Raw genomic sequence first — 14,839 nt, 5'->3', positions numbered from 1 at the left:
TCAACGAGCGCGAAAAAGCGCATCGTTCACACCCCCCCACTGGCACTGGGTGGGTGCTGACACCCATTATGGCCCTCTTCGGCTGGTTGCCGAAGCGGGTCGGGTCCGCCACCGCGTGGCTGCGCCACGAGGTGACCGGACCCGCCAAGACGCGGCGGCCGGGCATCGCCTGGACGTTGGCCGTGACCGCGATGATCGTGGGAACGGGCAACAACGTCCTGCTCATCAAGTCCGGAGCAACGGGCATGCCGGCCTTCGTCACGGCCTTCCTCACCGACATAGCGGCCTCCGTGGGCCTGTGGACGGTCATCCGTCCCAAGCTCCGCGAGATCGACTGGTCGGTGAAGCGCGCCGGGCTGATATTCGGCGCCAGTTCGGCGGTGAGCATCTGGTCCGGGCAGGAGGCGCTGCACCACGCGCCGTACGCCATGATCGCGGTCCTCGCCCTGGTCATCGGGCCGATGGTCGCGGCTCTGGTGAGCGCGTGGAAGGTGTGGCAGATCGTCGCATGGGTCTGCGTGTCCATCGCCGGCGCGCTGCTCGTGTTCGGTGTCGCGTTCAAGATGCTGTCCGTCATGGGCGCGGTGAGCATCTTCCTCAACGGGTCCATGTACTGGATCATGGTCCGGACCTTCACCGGTCTCGGGCGAAAGGAAGAAGGATCGGACAAGGACGCCGTCCTGGCGGCGAGCGCGGTGAGCAAGCTGGTCACCGTGCCGGTCCTGTTCACCGCCTTCATCCTGGCCGACGGGCCTTCCCGCATCGGCCAGAACAGCGCCTGGGCCACCATCGGTGCCCTGGGCGTCGGCACGCTGGCGACGATCAGCGCGCTGTGCTCAAGCGCCGCCTGGAAGCGGGGACTGAACACTTCCGCTCATGCCCAGCTCCAGCCGGCGAAGCCGGTGCTCGCCCTCATCTGGGGGATGGTGGCCGGTCAGAAGCCGCACGTCGCCCTCAACACCGTGGTCGGGTACTTCCTCGTCTGCCTTGGCGCGGGCGCGGTCGGCCGGCTCTTCGTCGAGGCAAAGCAGAAGGAAGAGAAGGCAAAGAAACTGCTCGAAAGCTCCGACCTGGTCGGGGCCGACAAGGCCGTCTGAAAGCGGCCGTCGCTTGACCAGTGACAGGGACGGTGCCTGACACCGTCCCTGGTCGAATCGAACGGCGGGAGGCCCTGCGCTTCCCGCCGTTCTTTTGCCGCCGGGACGAGGCCCGGCCATATCGGTCTTCGCCGGGTCCGGCGCGACCGATCGCCCAACAGAAGATGATCTTGCGGAGAATGATGAGTAACCTGAGATAATGAGTTCAGCTAACGAGTACGGTGAACTCGCAGATCACAAGTCGCGCCAGGCCGGCCCAGGACCCGTGCCTCTCGATCGGGCGGCCGCAGGAGCGGCCGGTGTCCGGGAGCCGGCCCCCGTCGAAGGCGGTGCCGACGCCCGAGGCGGCTCGCGGCTGATCCGGCTCCTGGCGGCGCCGATGTTCCGATCACTGCACAACCGCAACTTCCGGTTGTTCACTGCCGGGTCACTCGTGTCCAACACCGGTTCGTGGATGCAGCGGGTCGCTCAGGACTGGCTGATGCTGGAATTGAGTCACAACGACGGCACGGCGCTGGGCATCACCGTCGGCTTGCAGTTCCTGCCGATGCTGCTGTTCGGGCTGTGGGGCGGCGTGGTCGCCGACCGCTACTCCAAGCGCCGCGTACTGGTGATCACACAGGCGTCGATGGGCCTGCTCGCGCTCGCCCTCGGGGTGCTGGCCATCACAGGCAGCGCACAATTGTGGCAGGTGTACGCACTGGCGTTCGGATTGGGCATCGCGACAGTGGTGGACAACCCGGCCCGGCAGACCTTCGTCGTGGAAATGGTCGGCAAGACCGATCTGCCCAATGCGATCGCACTGGGCGGCGCCTGCTTCAACATCGGCCGGGTGCTCGGCCCGGCGGCGGCGGGACTGCTGATCGCGGCGATCGGCACCGGCCCGGTCTTCCTGGTCAACGCGGCGTCGTTCGTCGCGGTGCTGGCCTCCCTGGCGTTCATGCGGGCCGACGAACTGCACACCGCCGAGCCTGTGGCCCGCGCCAAGGGTCAGCTTCGGGAGGGCCTGAGATACGTACGGGCTCGCCGCGACCTGGTCATGGTGCTGCTGCTGGTGGGGTTCGTGGCGACGTTCGGGATGAACTTCGCGGTCACCACCCCGCTGATCGCCAAGGAGGTCTTCCACACCGGGGCGTCCTCGTTCGGGCTCGCCTCCACGATGCTGGCCCTCGGCGCCCTGATCGGCGCGCTGGTGGCGGCCCGCCGGGTACGCCCGACCGGCAGGCTTCTGATCGGTTCGGCGGTGCTGTTCGGGACGCTGGAGGTGGCGGTCTCGCTGATGCCGTGGTACTGGCTGTTCCTGGTGCTGCTGGTGCCCACCGGCACCGCGGTGCTGACGTTCACGACGTCCGCCAACGCCACCATGCAACTCGATGTCACAGCGGCCATGCGCGGGCGGGTGATGGCGCTCTACATGCTGGTCTTCCTGGGCACCAACCCGCTCGGCGGACCGCTGATCGGCAAGCTGGCCGAACTGGTGGGGCCGCGCTTCACGATGACGCTGGGCGGCGCGGTGTCCGCCCTCACCCCGCTGGTGGTGGCGGCCGTGATGCTCCCCCGGAAGACCCTCACCGATGCCGCGGCGGAACTGCCCCGATGGACCAGGATCCGGCGGTAGCCGGGGCGGGACGGGTGGGTGCGTCCGAGGGGTCCGGTGGCCATGGCGCTGATGAGCGTCTGGGTGACCTGGGTGACGAACCGGCGTCCCGCCTCAGTGACGCCGTGGCCGCAGGCGGGACCGCGCATGGCGCAGACCCAGCCCAAGGTGCCGGTCGCGAACACGCCTGCGCCCCGGTCGGTGGTGTAGTACGAGGCGTGCGCCACCGCCTGGCGGTTCCCGCAGGTGATCCGCGAACTGGCGACGATCTCCAGCGTGGACGGGGTGGGGCCGTCGCGGTTGAGCGCGTCGGCCTCGGGGCCGACGATGCCGGGGAACCGTGTTCCTGCGCGCACACCGGTGCCCTTGAAGAGCCAGAAGCCGGGCCGCCGGACGGTGAAGGCGCCCTCGGCCGCAAGGCACATGTACTGGATCCCGATGAGGTCGCTCTCCGGCCGGGGCTTCGGCGGCAGCCGCCAGTCCTGAGTCGACTCGGCCGGGTCGGTACGCGAGACGGGGTCGGCGGCGGCGTCCTTGTAACAGACCACCAAGCGGTTCGCCCCCAGCGGAGTGGCGGCGAACCGGATGTGCCGGTTGACCGCGTTGGCGCCGAGGAAGGCGATGTTGACGCCCTGGTCGCGAGCCTGGGTGGCGTACTGCCGCATGGCGGACGACCAGTACTCGTCATGGCCGAGGGTCAACAGGCCTCGCGCGTCATTGAGCAGGCCGGAGTCGGCGTGCAGGTCGTTGTCGGTCGCGTATGCCAGCGGCACGCCGAGCCGCTCGGCGAGCGCTATCACCGGCTGCTCGTAGACCAGGAACTTGCCCGCACCGTAACCGTCGTAGGGCCGGTCGAAACTGACCGCGGTGGCCCGGTCGTCCGGCCCTCCTGATGGCCCCTTGTACAGGTCGTAACCGCCCCACAGGTTGTAGGCCTGCCAGGTGGTGGTCGCGTTCAGCACGACAAGGCGCCCCGCCGCACTTGGCGAACGGACGGTCACCGGCACGTACCGCCGCGCGCCCGAGGCGGCGGTCAGCATGATCAGATAGCTGCCCCCTGGCCACCCGGAGGTGGAAACGGTCAGTGACGGCCGCCACGGAGCCGACACCGTCCGGGTGGTCTTGTCGACGTGGGCGCCCGCCTGCCGGACGCCGGGATTGACCCCGGACCTCCATACCCGGCGCGCCTGCGCGCCGCCGTACCAGCCCATCCTGAACGCCTGGGCGGTGAACCCAGAGGTCGTGGTGGAAACGAACAACCGGAAACGCTCACCCGGCAGCACGCTGACGTGATCGGCGTAGCCCTCGATCTCGTGCTCGGATCCCATGTCCCGGCGGCGGATCCGCCAGTCCGCGTCACCGTGTTTCCTGTTCTCGGCAGGCGAGGCCGCCGTCTTCACCGCCTCCTTCCCGCCGGAATCACGGCCGTGCGTCCCGGAGGAGCAGGCGCCGACCAGGATGAGCAACACGACCAGCACTGGCAGGACGCGTCCTCGAAGTGCTCGTCGCGCCCTTTTTGGATGATCCGCCGTATCCACCATCACCACGGCGCGACCGCAAAATCGGTCGCGCCGCGCACATCGTTCCCCACGACGACTCCCCCGCTGATCGGCTGCTGCCGATGTAATCCCCGTCCCGGCCGGACAAGAATCCGAAAATACTGACCAAAGCAATTGAAATAGCAGGTCATCCACCGCGGGGCACGGGGAGGAGCGGGAATGGCACGGTGCTAGCGAGCGGGGGCGGCGACGGTGTCGAAGAGCAGTTCTTTGAAACCGGCCTCGTCCACGCGGCGGACCAGGGTGAGGTTGGGAGGCGGAGCGGTCACCCGACGGTCGATGACCATCTGCCCGCGGGTCAGGCCGTCCGTGGCGATGTCGACGTAAGCCTGTTCCTCCTCGATGACCAGCTCGGGCATGAGTGCGACGGCCATGGCCACCGGGTCGGGCAGGTCGTAGCCGGCCAGGCCGGTGACGTCGCGGGCCCAGTCGGCCACGGTGCGGTTGATGTGATGGGCGAATGTGGCCATGGGGGTGCCGATCTGCTCCAGGCGCCGCTGATCGGCCGGGGTCATCACCGCGTCCCGGCGGGAGACGTCCCAGCCGATCCACGTCACCTTGTCCGGGGTGGCGGCCTGGGTGACGACGCGGGCGGCCTCGGGATCGGCCCAGACGTTGAACTCGGCGGTGGGTGAGACGTTGCCCGCCAGATCGGCGGCGCCGGCCATGCAGTAGACGTGCCTGAACCGCGACAGCAGCAGCGGGTCGCGCAGCAGAGCGGCGGCGATGTTGGTCAGCGGCGCGAGCGTGACCAGCGTGAGTTCTCCCGGGTGCCTGCGCGGCAGGGACAGCAGAACCTCGACCGCATGCACTCCCTGAGGCGCGCCGAGGGGGTCGGGCAGGCCGATGTCCCCCATGCCGTCCTGGCCGTGGACGTGCTGGGCGCTGGACAGGGCACGCGTCATCGGGCGTTGGCAGCCGGCATACACCGGGATGTCGGAGCGACCCGCGGTCTGCAAGGAGATCAAGGCGTTGCGGGTGCCGGTCTCCACCGGCACGTTGCCCGCCACCGTGGTCACCGCGCGGATGTCCCCCATGCCACTGGCGGCGGCAAGCAACAGGGCGACCGCATCATCGGAGCCGGTATCGGTGTCAATGACCAAAGGCAGGGCTGACATGCTCACGCGGGGCGCTCCGCCGCGGCTCGCACGCCGTGGAGGATCCGCAAGGCCCGTTCGAGGTCGAGCCGAGACTCCGGTGCCAGCGTCATCGGCACGAACTCGATCATCACGATGGTCGTGGACGTCATCGAAGTGCAGGCGACATCTTTGGCGGGAGGCGTACACACGGCCGAACCGCCGTTGGGGCCCGGGTCGACGTCGCGCAGTGCGCTGGGCAAGCCCGCCTCGCGAAGCAGCCGCGCCATGCCGGACTTCAACTTGCGCGGGGAGAGCCCGCTGCCGGTGAGGCCACGGAAAATGACCAGCCTGCCATCGGCGGGGTCGGCGTAGACGGCTCCCACGAGGCCGGCGTCGATCTCACCGCCCAGTTCCGCCTCGTACCGCCGCCGACTGTAGGCGTCCTGTTCCATGTTGTAGGTCCTGTACTCCTCGGTCTGCCCCTGGTCGATGGGCAGGCCCGCGGCGGTGGCCGGGACGGTGAGCCGGTACGGCCGGGTGCCGTCGTCCGAGACGACGGCGGCGCCCGCGACGGCCGCCAGGACGACGCCCATGAACGTGATGACCACGACCGAGCCCCTCCGATCTCTTGTGACCAACGGCACGACAAGGCCCCCACTTCGCCTGCTGTACGGTGACGCCAAGGACCGTAGGTCAAACGTATGATGTCCGTCAATACAGGCGATTTAGGCTACGGACGTTATACGTTCGATGTGGCCGGAAGGGAGCCGTGGCTGGTGGAGGTACTGCCCCGGGCGCAGCCCAAAGCAGAGCTGCATCTACATCTGGACTGCTGCGTCAGCTACGCCTGTGTCGCCGCACTGCGGCCAGGGACGACCCTGGCCGAGTACCTGCGCGACTACGTCGCTCCCGCAAAATGCGCGAGTCTGGTCGACTTCCTCACCAGACCCCCCAGGATCGTCCAGCTCATGCAGACACCGCAGGCACTGCGCCTGGTCACCGATGACCTGTTCGCGCAACTGGTCGCGGACAATGTGGCCTACGCCGAGATCCGGTTCGCGCCGCTGCTGCACACGGCAGGTGGGATGCGACCCGAACAGGTCGTCGAGGTAGTCGAGTCCGCAGTCGCCGAAGCAGTCGCCGCGACAGGTGTGCAGGCCAGCGTCATCCTGTGCACGCTGCGGCATTTCGACGCCGGCGCGAGCATGGCGACGGCCCGCCTGGCCGCCGCGCGGCTTGAGGGCGGCCTGGTCACCGGGTTCGACCTCGCGGGCGACGAGGCGGGATTCGGGCTCGGCCCGCACATCGCGGCGGTCCGCCACGCACGCGAGCACGGGGTGCGGATCACGGCGCACGCCGGCGAGGCACGTGGCGCGGACGGCGTCGACGACGTCCTCGATCACCTGCGTCCCGAGCGGATCGGGCACGGGGTGCGCTGCATCGAGGACGAGCGCACCCTCGAACGCCTCATCGCCGGGGGCGTCCATCTGGAGGTATGCCCCACGTCCAACGTCCAGACGATGGGTGGTCTGATGCCGTCCTACGCCGATCACCCGGTCGACCGGCTCAGAAGGGCCGGGGTCGCACTGTCCATCAGCACCGACGCGCGCACCGTCGCCAACGTGACTCTCGACCAGGAGTACGAACGCCTGCGGCGCGTCTTCGGCTGGACGTCCGCCGACCTGGACCGCTGCAACCTCACCGCCGTCGAAGCGTCCTTCGCCGCCCCCGCGGTCCGGCGCGAGCTGATGCATACGTTCGCGGCCGCCCACCCCGGCCCGGGTTCCGGCTAGGATCGCCGCGCCATGACCGACAGCACCACCGGCCGATCCCCGCGCTCACCCGAAGGCGCGGGCGCCGCGCACCGCCGTCCGACCGGACATGACGTCGCCGAGCTGGCCGGTGTGTCGCAGTCGACGGTGTCCCTGGTGTTCTCGGGCAAGACGGCCGGACGAGTCTCGGCCAAGGTGGAAGAACGCGTGCGGCACGCCGCCGCGCGACTCGGCTACCGGCCGCACGCCTCCGCCAGCACCCTGCGGGCCGGACGCGCCCGCACGGTCGGCCTCTTGGTGCCGGACGTCACCAACCCCTTCATCGGCCACGTGCTGCGCGGCGCACAGCGGGCCGGGCGCGCGGACGGAGTCACCGTCGCGCTCATCGAGCCCGGCCCGGAGAGGACCTGGCAGCTCACCGCGATGGAGGCCCTCAACGCCGCGGCCATCGACGGGATGATGCTGTTCGGCATCGAGCCGCCGGCCTCCACCGCCCTAGGACCGATCGTCCTCATCGAGGCGGTCGCCGACGGGTTCACCAGTGCTCTCCTCGACGTCCGGCAGGGCACCGCGGCGGCTGTCGGGCACCTGCTCGAACTCGGCCACCGCCGGATCGCGCACCTCGGAACCGATCTGCCGCCCACGACCTTCAAGGCCCGGGCCTCCCGATGGCGCCGCGAGCTCGACCAGGCCGGCATCGGCGCCGCCGAGAGCCCGGAGGTGCTGGCGGGTTTCAGCCTGCAGGCCGCGCGCGGTGCCGCCCACCAGATCCTGTCCCTGACACCGCGGCCGACCGCCCTGTTCTGCGACGACGACCTGCTCGCCGCCGGTGCGCTGATGGCGGCCCACGACCTGCGCATCGCGGTCCCCGGCGAACTGTCGATCATGGGCTTCGCCGGCACCCTGCTCTCCGAGGCCGCAACGCCTCAGCTCTCCACCGTCGTCGCACCCGCCGAGGAACTGGGCGCCGTCGCCCTCCAGACGCTCCTCCAGACGCTGGACGGCCGGGCCACCACGCCTCGCCCCCTACCGATGACCTTGGTGCCGCGTGCGTCCACCGCACCACCACACCGGCCACCCGATCGGTGAAGACCAGCCCCACCGCATCAGAAACCCGGCTACGTCCCGTTCTGGTCCGAACCTTGTGTCCAGTCGTAATAGTCGAGGACCCTTGCCACCGTCGGCAGATCGATGCGATCAGCTCCCTGGAAGTGTGAGCGGACGACATCGGTGAACCCGGCCGGTGTCGTGCATCTGACCGGAAAGATCGACAGGGAGGGACCGTCACCGAGCACGACTTCACCCGCGCTGTCGGCAGTTCGTCCGACGACGAGGACGACCTCGACGTCGGAATACTTCGGGGCGTCCTCCTGGTAGCTCTTATTGATCTCATAAGCCCATGTGCGTCGAGCGGCGTCGAGTTGTCCGATCTCCCGCACCCCTGCGGAGCAGGAACGCCCGTCTCGCAGCACTTCTTTGTAACCGACATCCCGGTAAATTCCGGGGGGCCACGTCGTCGCAGAGATCAGCAGTACTTTGGGCCCGCATACGGCTGCGATGGGGAAGGGGTGCTCTCTTTGCAGGCGAAAGAAGCGAGCGGCCGGAAGTTCTGCGAGTAGATCCCCGATGCCCGGTAGCAGGGGGTCTTCATAGGGCTCACCGAACCAGACCGTGGTCGCCATGGTTTCGGCGATCGCCTGGTACCGCCGCCAATTCCCCAGCCCCAAGGATTTCATCCCGGACTCATAGGAGTGGATCCACCTGGTGGTGAAGGCGGTTGTGAAAGCGACCAGGCCGGTCATGGTCCACAGCAGCATCAGCCAGCGATCGTCACCGGCACCGATCACCACTCGAACGCCGTAGAACACCGCGGCCACGAGCAGGCCGAGCCCGACCAGCAGTCCGGGAGCCAGGCCGGGTCTGCTGGGCAGTTCATCGCCGTTCCCGGCCGAGGATCGGCGATCCGAGTACTCCCAGTCGGAGAACGCCATGGCTCCTAGTGAATAGGTGCCGAAGATAAGGCAGAACAGCCCGAATATACTCCGATCCCCTGGCAGTTGATACCAAATCTGGCCAGCGATGATCAAGAACCACGCGGGGGCGGACACCATTGCCGCTCGGACGATCCACGGGCGCGGCTCGCGGATTTCAGGCCACGCGAAAAGGTCCGGGTCGGGCGGCTCTCGCCTCGTCGTCGCGCGTGGGGGCGACGCCGGCCGCTCGAAGCGTGGAGATCCGCCGCCGGGACCAGGGCTCGGCCGAGGGGAGGTGTCGCCGTGGTGCCCGTCCGAACCGGTCTGCCGGGCAAGCACCGGAAGCGATCGAGCCCTGACGGGCTCGTCCCGTCCGCTGCGAAGCGCTGTGAGCAGGTCACGGAGCATGGCGGCGTCGGGCCTTTCGGCCGGATCAGCAGCGAGCAGTCGCAGAAGCAGATGCTTCAGTCGCGATGGAATGTCGGGTCGCGCCGAGACGAGACCCTGGGACACGTCGTCCGGCGAATTACTGGACGGCTGTTCGCCCGTCAGCAGCACGTGGAGAGTGCAGCCAAGCGAGTACATGTCGGCACGAGGGGCGACCACGCCATTGAATTGCTCGGGCGCGATGAACCCCGGGGTCCCGGGAACACCCCGGCCGGTGATGGTCGTGGTGTCGGGCAATCGCGAGATCCCGAAATCGCAGATCTTCACACCGCCCCCGGACAGCGCCATCAGGTTGGCCGGCTTGATGTCCCGGTGCACCAGACCCCGGTCGTGCGCATATGCCAGTGCATCGGCAACCTTGATCGCGAGTTCCATTACCTGGTCGACGGGCAGGCCCTCGGGGCTGCCGGCGACGAGTTCTCGGAAACTCCGCCCATCGAGCAGCTCCATCACCACATACGGAGACCCGTCATCCTCGCCGATGTCGTAGACCGCGGTGATCCCCGGATGCTGAAGTCTCCCTGCGGTCTTGGCCTCGCGCCGCAACCGCGCGATCAACTCCGGTATCGCGGACGGGGGCACGTTCTCGGCGACGACGACCTTGATCGCTACCGGCCGCTCCAGCTCCAGATCGCGGGCCGACCAGACCTGCCCCATACCGCCCTGGCCGAGCACCTTCACGAGCTTGTACCTGCGGTTCAGCACCTGCCCAGGTCGAGGCTTCACCGTCCCGTTCCGCCCTCTCGCCGTCACCTGCGACGCATTGTCGATGAACACTGCGGTGAGTGACGTCCCGTGCACTCAGAACGAATCATCGCAGAAATCGCCATCACGTCCAGTGCGATGGAACCGGTCGACTACAAGGGCGCGCACCGGCTCCCTGGGCCCGGCGAACCGGCACTCGGGCGTGCTCCGCGGCGCCGGCCGCATCACCACCGTCCGCCGGGGCGCGGGGCATCGTGCACCCCGTCCAACCGGGGCGCATCGCTTGTCAACGCTCCCGCGCGGCGGCGACCGGCATCCTGAGGCCCGGCCATCCGCACCGGCGCGGGGCCCGCCGGCCCCCGATTCCGGCGGGCGGAGGACCTACCTGAGCTTCGAGTTCTGCGCGACCCGCGCCGGGTCGCCGGTGACCTGCCGCGTCACGTACTGCGGAACCGGAGCGCCGTCGTCACCGGTGTCGCGGACCAGCCCGTACCGGACCCATCCGATGCGCGCGGGGTCGGCGGGGCGGGGAGTGGTGATGTCGGCGGTCACCTCGTCCCACGTCACGGGCGTGGCGGTGATGTTGTAGTCGGCGCCGCGCTCATGGTTGGTCAGAGTGACCTCGCCGTCGAGGTAGAAGAACTCGTTCTGCCACATCTGTTGCGCGCCTTTCGGGAGCACGACGTAGCCCTTGCCCGGCTCGCCCATCCACGTGTAGGCGGAACTCTGGCCGGGCTTCGCGTCGTCCATACGCCGCAGGCCGCCGGAAGCGACGTGGAAGAGCCTGCCCTGGAGGCCCGTCCAGGTGGGCATGACCATGCTGCCGGGCCGGTTGAACCACGCGATCTCGTACCTCACCCGGACGTAACCGCGGCCCTTGAGGGTCACGTTGTCGTCTCGGTGCATCATCACGTACTTTCCGCCGATGTAGCCCTTCACGGGATTCTGGTACTTCCCGGCGACCGCGGTGACCTCACCTGCCGGTCGCCTGGGCAGAGAGCCGGGACGCCGCGTCCTCGGCGGCGCCGAGTCGGCCTTGTCGACGTTGACGCCATATGCGGGGGCCGCCTTCCGGAGCGCTCGTGCGGAGTGCGATGGAGTCGGCGTGGCGGACGACCTGGCCGCCCGCGTGCGGCGGCTCGTGGGCGGAACGGGGCTGTGGCGCGGCCGGTGCGTGGCGTCGGCCACGGACTTGTCGTGCATCCGGGGCGAGTCATGCCGGTCCCACCAGCCCGCCCGGGGCACCGACGCGTACGCCGCCGTGCCGGCGACGGCGGTGACGGTCACCACCCCGGCGGCCACCGCCGCCGACCTGCGGGTTCGCTTAGGATTCCTTGTCGATCGACGCATCTGGCGTCTCCCTTCCCGATGCCGGTGCTCGTCCTGCCGGCCCCAGGACCGGCCCGGGGGTGGAGACGCGCCACGTCCAAGCCGATAACAGAAATCCGTTATTCGCCTCGTCCTCACTCGTCTCCTCAGCATCAGGGTTCGTGAGCCGAGGCGGGAGGAGAGGGATGCGCTCGACGGAGCTGCCGGATGCCGGCATCGTGGCGGCGGCCAAGGCGGGCGACCAGCGCGCGCTGGACGCGCTGGTCGAGGGTTGGCTGCCGCTGGTGTACAACATCGTCGGCCGGGCCCTGGACGGCCACGCGGATGTCGACGACGTCGTCCAAGAGACCATGCTGCGGGTCGTCCACGGCCTGCCGGATCTGCAGAATCCGGACCGGTTTCGTTCCTGGCTGGTGGCGATCGCGATGAGTCAGGTCCGCGACCGGTGGCGCGCACGGCGGAAGCGGCCCGCCGCGGAGCTGCCCGAGGAGGCCGCCGACCCTGGCGCCGACTTCGTGGACCTGTCCGTTCTCCGGCTGGGCCTGACCGGGCAGCGGCGCGAGGTCGCGGAGGCGACCCGCTGGCTGGAGCCGGACGAACGGCAGCTTCTGTCGCTGTGGTGGCTGGAGGCCGCCGGGGAGCTCACCAGGGACGAGCTCGCGGCGGCATGCGAGATCACACCGCGGCACGCCGCCGTCCGGGTGCAGCGGATGAAGGCCCGGCTGGACGCCGCCCGTGCCGTCGTCCGGGCACTGCGGACGACGCCGAGCTGCCTCGACCTGCAGGCGGCGGCAGCGGAGTGGAACGGCAAGCCCTCTGCCCTGTGGCGCAAGCGGCTGGCTCGGCACACTCGCGAATGTCCCGAGTGCGCCGGGCACTGGGCCGACCTGCTGCCCGCGGAGGGGCTGCTGGCCGGCCTGGCGCTGACACCGCTGCCCGTCGGCCTCACGGCGGGCGCACTTCTCGGCGGCGGGGGCGGAGGTGCCATCGGCGGCGCGCACGGCGCGGGAGTGGCGGAACGGCTGGTGCACGCGGTGCAGGCGCTGTGGGCGAAGCCGGTCGCGGTGGCGACCGCGGGGGCCGTCACCGTGGCCGGTGGTGCCGCGGTCGTCTACGGCACCATTCCTCACGACGTCGACCGCGGCGACGCGGCCGCGCCGCGCACGAGTGCGTCGGTCACGGCGCGGGCGGTCCCCACCGCACCCACTCCGTCCCGACGAACGGCGCGCCCCGGTAAGCGGCCGGTGTACGGCGAGACCGTCGATGAAGCCGACGCCGCGCCGCCACCGAACCGGCGGCCCCGCACCCTGCCCAGGCGCCCGACCGGCCGGGCGCTCACCGTCACCGGCCGCTACGACTCCCTGCCCCCGGGACGGGCCTATGCGATGGTGCACCGCGGCGAGCAGCTGACCGTCGCCGGGAAGGGGTACTTCCAGGTCCGCTGGCAGGTGGCCTTCGCGCAGCGGGCGGGGCACATGCAGATGCCCGCCTGGACGGGCCTCAAAGGCAGGCTCTTCCACGTGGCCTCCGGGGGCGGCCACCGGATGGACGACGCCAAGCCCGGCCAGAGCTCCACCTTCACCTGGATGGGCCAGCCGGACGCGGGATACACCGTCCTCCCCGGCGGCGCCCAGCAGATGTGGCAGAACGAGTTCTACTACGTGGACGGCAGCGTGACGCTGCACCAGAACGAGAGAGGAGCCGACTACAACATCTACCTGATGCCCGTGACCCGGGCGGAGATCGTGGACGACGTCAACGAGCCACCGTCCGGCCCCGGCCATCCAGTGCGCTACGGACTGGTGCGGGACACCGGCGGAGACGACGCCCCCGTCCCGCAGTACCTCACACGCGCGGCACCGGTGGATCCGATGACGGTCCGCCAACGCACGAAGATCGGCCCTTCGTAGCCGAGACGTGAACGGCGGGGAGGGTGAACTCCCCGCCGCCGGGTCAGTCAGAGCCGGCTGCCTTCCGACTCTGGATCATCGCCGCCCCGCAGGAGGCGATGATGATCAGGCCCATCGCCGCCAACCCCAGGGGGCCGGGGGCAACCTGTGCCACGACCATCCCCAGAGAGGTTCCGAGGAGGGTCCGCAGCGGCAGGAGCATCGCGGTCGTCGACGTACGAAGCCCCTTCTTGTAGGCGTTCACCATGACGACTCCGTTGAGACGCGAAAGGAGCATTCCACTCCCCGCGCATACCAACAAGTATGGCCAGTCGCCAATGGTCACGCCTCCCCAACTGCCTTCCATGAGCCACGTGCCCACTGCGAGAATGGCGAAAGCGGGGATGCCGGAGAGGGTGTTGACCTTCCCCTTGAGTTCCCCACTAAGCGTCTCCAATTGCCTGTTCCAGAAGGCGTATGTGGCGGAAGTCAGGATAATGACGCTCATACCCAGGGCCCAATCCGGAATGGATTGGTCCAGGACATGGACATGCGGTACCTTATCGGTGAAGGCCCCTCCAGCTGCCCCGCCGGCCGTATCGTGCACCAGGCCCCAGATACCCAGCACGGCCAGGACCGGCAACAGCACGGTCGAGTAGTTCCCGTTCCTGACGTCCCGCACGACCTCGCGGCGGAGCATGATGCCGGCGCTGAACAAGAACGCCAGCGGCTCCATGACCTGGATACGAACCCACCGCAGGGCGTACTGGAAGGCCACGTTGTTCACCCCCAGAGCGATGCCCACGAGGATGGACGGCCCCCATACGTCGGACCAGCGACTCCGCAACGACGGCCTGAAATACCACCAGAAGACCGGCGTTCCGAAGAGTACGCCGATGAGAACCGACGTCACCGGCCCCACATGTTTCGTCGTGTGCGTGGCCACCAGAAGGTAGCCATTGGCGATGCCCGCAACCTGTGCGGTCATCACCATTTTGAGCACCTTCTTGTCCGCAGCGCGGAGATCGCCTAACAGTGTCTCCAATCGCTTGCGGAGCCCTGCGAGCAAGTCTCGCAGGCGCCCTTTTTTCATCTCGAGATCCCCTTAGTTTGTCGGGGGCGCACAAAGGGAATCCCGAGAGCGTCAGCCCCGGCCCCTTCGCTGCGCCCGCATTCGCGGAGCATCCGAAGAGCCGGGACGGCTTTTCAGTTGAAAATTACATAACCATCTTACCAGAACGGCCGATGAAAATATAGCGAGACCACATGGACCCAAAGGCGGGCCAACTATCGAGCACACTTGACGGCCATTTTCAATGCGTGTTGTCTCCTTCGGGCCGGAGCACACGCGACGCATGCACCGGAGGGCGTCGTCCGCCCGGCGTCGACGCG

General features: G+C 68.8%; 10 protein-coding genes and 1 pseudogene. 5 read left to right on the top strand and 6 right to left on the bottom strand.

Features of this window, described 5'->3' with window-relative positions; genetic code table 11:
• Positions 1-53 precede the first annotated feature (53 nt).
• Positions 54-1,097 (top strand): hypothetical protein, encoded by a 1,044-nt coding sequence (locus tag ACQPXG_RS03970; RefSeq protein WP_433466240.1) that lies wholly within the window; start codon positions 54-56, stop codon positions 1,095-1,097.
• A gap of 265 nt (positions 1,098-1,362) precedes the next feature.
• On the top strand, positions 1,363-2,715 hold the full coding sequence (locus ACQPXG_RS03965) for an MFS transporter (protein WP_433466239.1): 1,353 nt from the start codon (positions 1,363-1,365) through the stop codon (positions 2,713-2,715).
• 134 nt (positions 2,716-2,849) lie between these two features.
• Here ACQPXG_RS03965 and ACQPXG_RS03960 read toward each other — a convergent pair.
• From ACQPXG_RS03960 to ACQPXG_RS03950, 3 genes and pseudogenes are all read right to left on the bottom strand, one after another.
• Positions 2,850-4,022: pseudogene (locus ACQPXG_RS03960) on the bottom strand (N,N-dimethylformamidase beta subunit family domain-containing protein); the annotation flags it as partial.
• Positions 4,023-4,423: 401 nt separating this feature from the next.
• On the bottom strand, positions 4,424-5,371 hold the full coding sequence (locus tag ACQPXG_RS03955) for a nucleoside hydrolase (RefSeq protein WP_433469891.1): 948 nt from the start codon (positions 5,369-5,371) through the stop codon (positions 4,424-4,426).
• A gap of 2 nt (positions 5,372-5,373) precedes the next feature.
• Entirely contained in the window at positions 5,374-5,940 is a 567-nt protein-coding gene (locus ACQPXG_RS03950; RefSeq protein ID WP_433466238.1) for a hypothetical protein, read from the bottom strand.
• Positions 5,941-6,108: 168 nt separating this feature from the next.
• On the opposite strand from ACQPXG_RS03950, the gene add reads away from it, so the two are divergent.
• Positions 6,109-7,125 (top strand): adenosine deaminase, encoded by a 1,017-nt coding sequence (add, locus tag ACQPXG_RS03945; protein WP_433466237.1) that lies wholly within the window; start codon positions 6,109-6,111, stop codon positions 7,123-7,125.
• Positions 7,126-7,137: 12 nt separating this feature from the next.
• Positions 7,138-8,193, top strand: a complete 1,056-nt coding sequence (locus ACQPXG_RS03940; protein ID WP_433466236.1) for a LacI family DNA-binding transcriptional regulator — start codon at positions 7,138-7,140, stop codon at positions 8,191-8,193.
• Positions 8,194-8,222: 29 nt separating this feature from the next.
• Here the strand turns inward: ACQPXG_RS03940 and ACQPXG_RS03935 are convergent, their stop codons facing one another.
• Positions 8,223-10,301 carry a serine/threonine-protein kinase gene (locus ACQPXG_RS03935; RefSeq protein ID WP_433466235.1) on the bottom strand — a complete coding sequence of 693 codons (2,079 nt, stop codon included), beginning with the start codon at positions 10,299-10,301 and terminating at the stop codon, positions 8,223-8,225.
• Between the two features lie 309 nt (positions 10,302-10,610).
• Positions 10,611-11,579, bottom strand: a complete 969-nt coding sequence (locus tag ACQPXG_RS03930; RefSeq protein ID WP_433466234.1) for a hypothetical protein — start codon at positions 11,577-11,579, stop codon at positions 10,611-10,613.
• Positions 11,580-11,743: 164 nt separating this feature from the next.
• On the opposite strand from ACQPXG_RS03930, the gene ACQPXG_RS03925 reads away from it, so the two are divergent.
• Complete coding sequence (locus ACQPXG_RS03925) at positions 11,744-13,468, top strand: RNA polymerase sigma factor (RefSeq protein WP_433466233.1); 1,725 nt, start codon at positions 11,744-11,746, stop codon at positions 13,466-13,468.
• A gap of 43 nt (positions 13,469-13,511) precedes the next feature.
• On the opposite strand, the gene ACQPXG_RS03920 is transcribed toward ACQPXG_RS03925, so the two are convergent.
• On the bottom strand, positions 13,512-14,540 hold the full coding sequence (locus ACQPXG_RS03920; RefSeq protein WP_433466232.1) for a hypothetical protein: 1,029 nt from the start codon (positions 14,538-14,540) through the stop codon (positions 13,512-13,514).
• Between the last annotated feature and the right edge of the window lie 299 nt (positions 14,541-14,839).

The sequence above is a fragment of the Spirillospora sp. CA-128828 genome (genome assembly GCF_050945415.1).
Taxonomy (GTDB): Bacteria; Actinomycetota; Actinomycetes; order Streptosporangiales; family Streptosporangiaceae; genus Spirillospora.
The sequence above is the reverse complement of the archived record's forward strand: the minus strand, read 5'-3'. Positions and strand labels throughout refer to the sequence as shown.

Coding starts and splice junctions, on each gene's coding strand:
- ACQPXG_RS03955 (WP_433469891.1), bottom strand. CDS start 5,371: ATGTCAGCCCTGCCTTTGGTCATTGACACCGATACCGGCTCCGATGAT.
- ACQPXG_RS03940 (WP_433466236.1), top strand. CDS start 7,138: ATGACCGACAGCACCACCGGCCGATCCCCGCGCTCACCCGAAGGCGCG.
- ACQPXG_RS03930 (WP_433466234.1), bottom strand. CDS start 11,579: ATGCGTCGATCGACAAGGAATCCTAAGCGAACCCGCAGGTCGGCGGCG.
- ACQPXG_RS03925 (WP_433466233.1), top strand. CDS start 11,744: ATGCGCTCGACGGAGCTGCCGGATGCCGGCATCGTGGCGGCGGCCAAG.
- ACQPXG_RS03920 (WP_433466232.1), bottom strand. CDS start 14,540: ATGAAAAAAGGGCGCCTGCGAGACTTGCTCGCAGGGCTCCGCAAGCGA.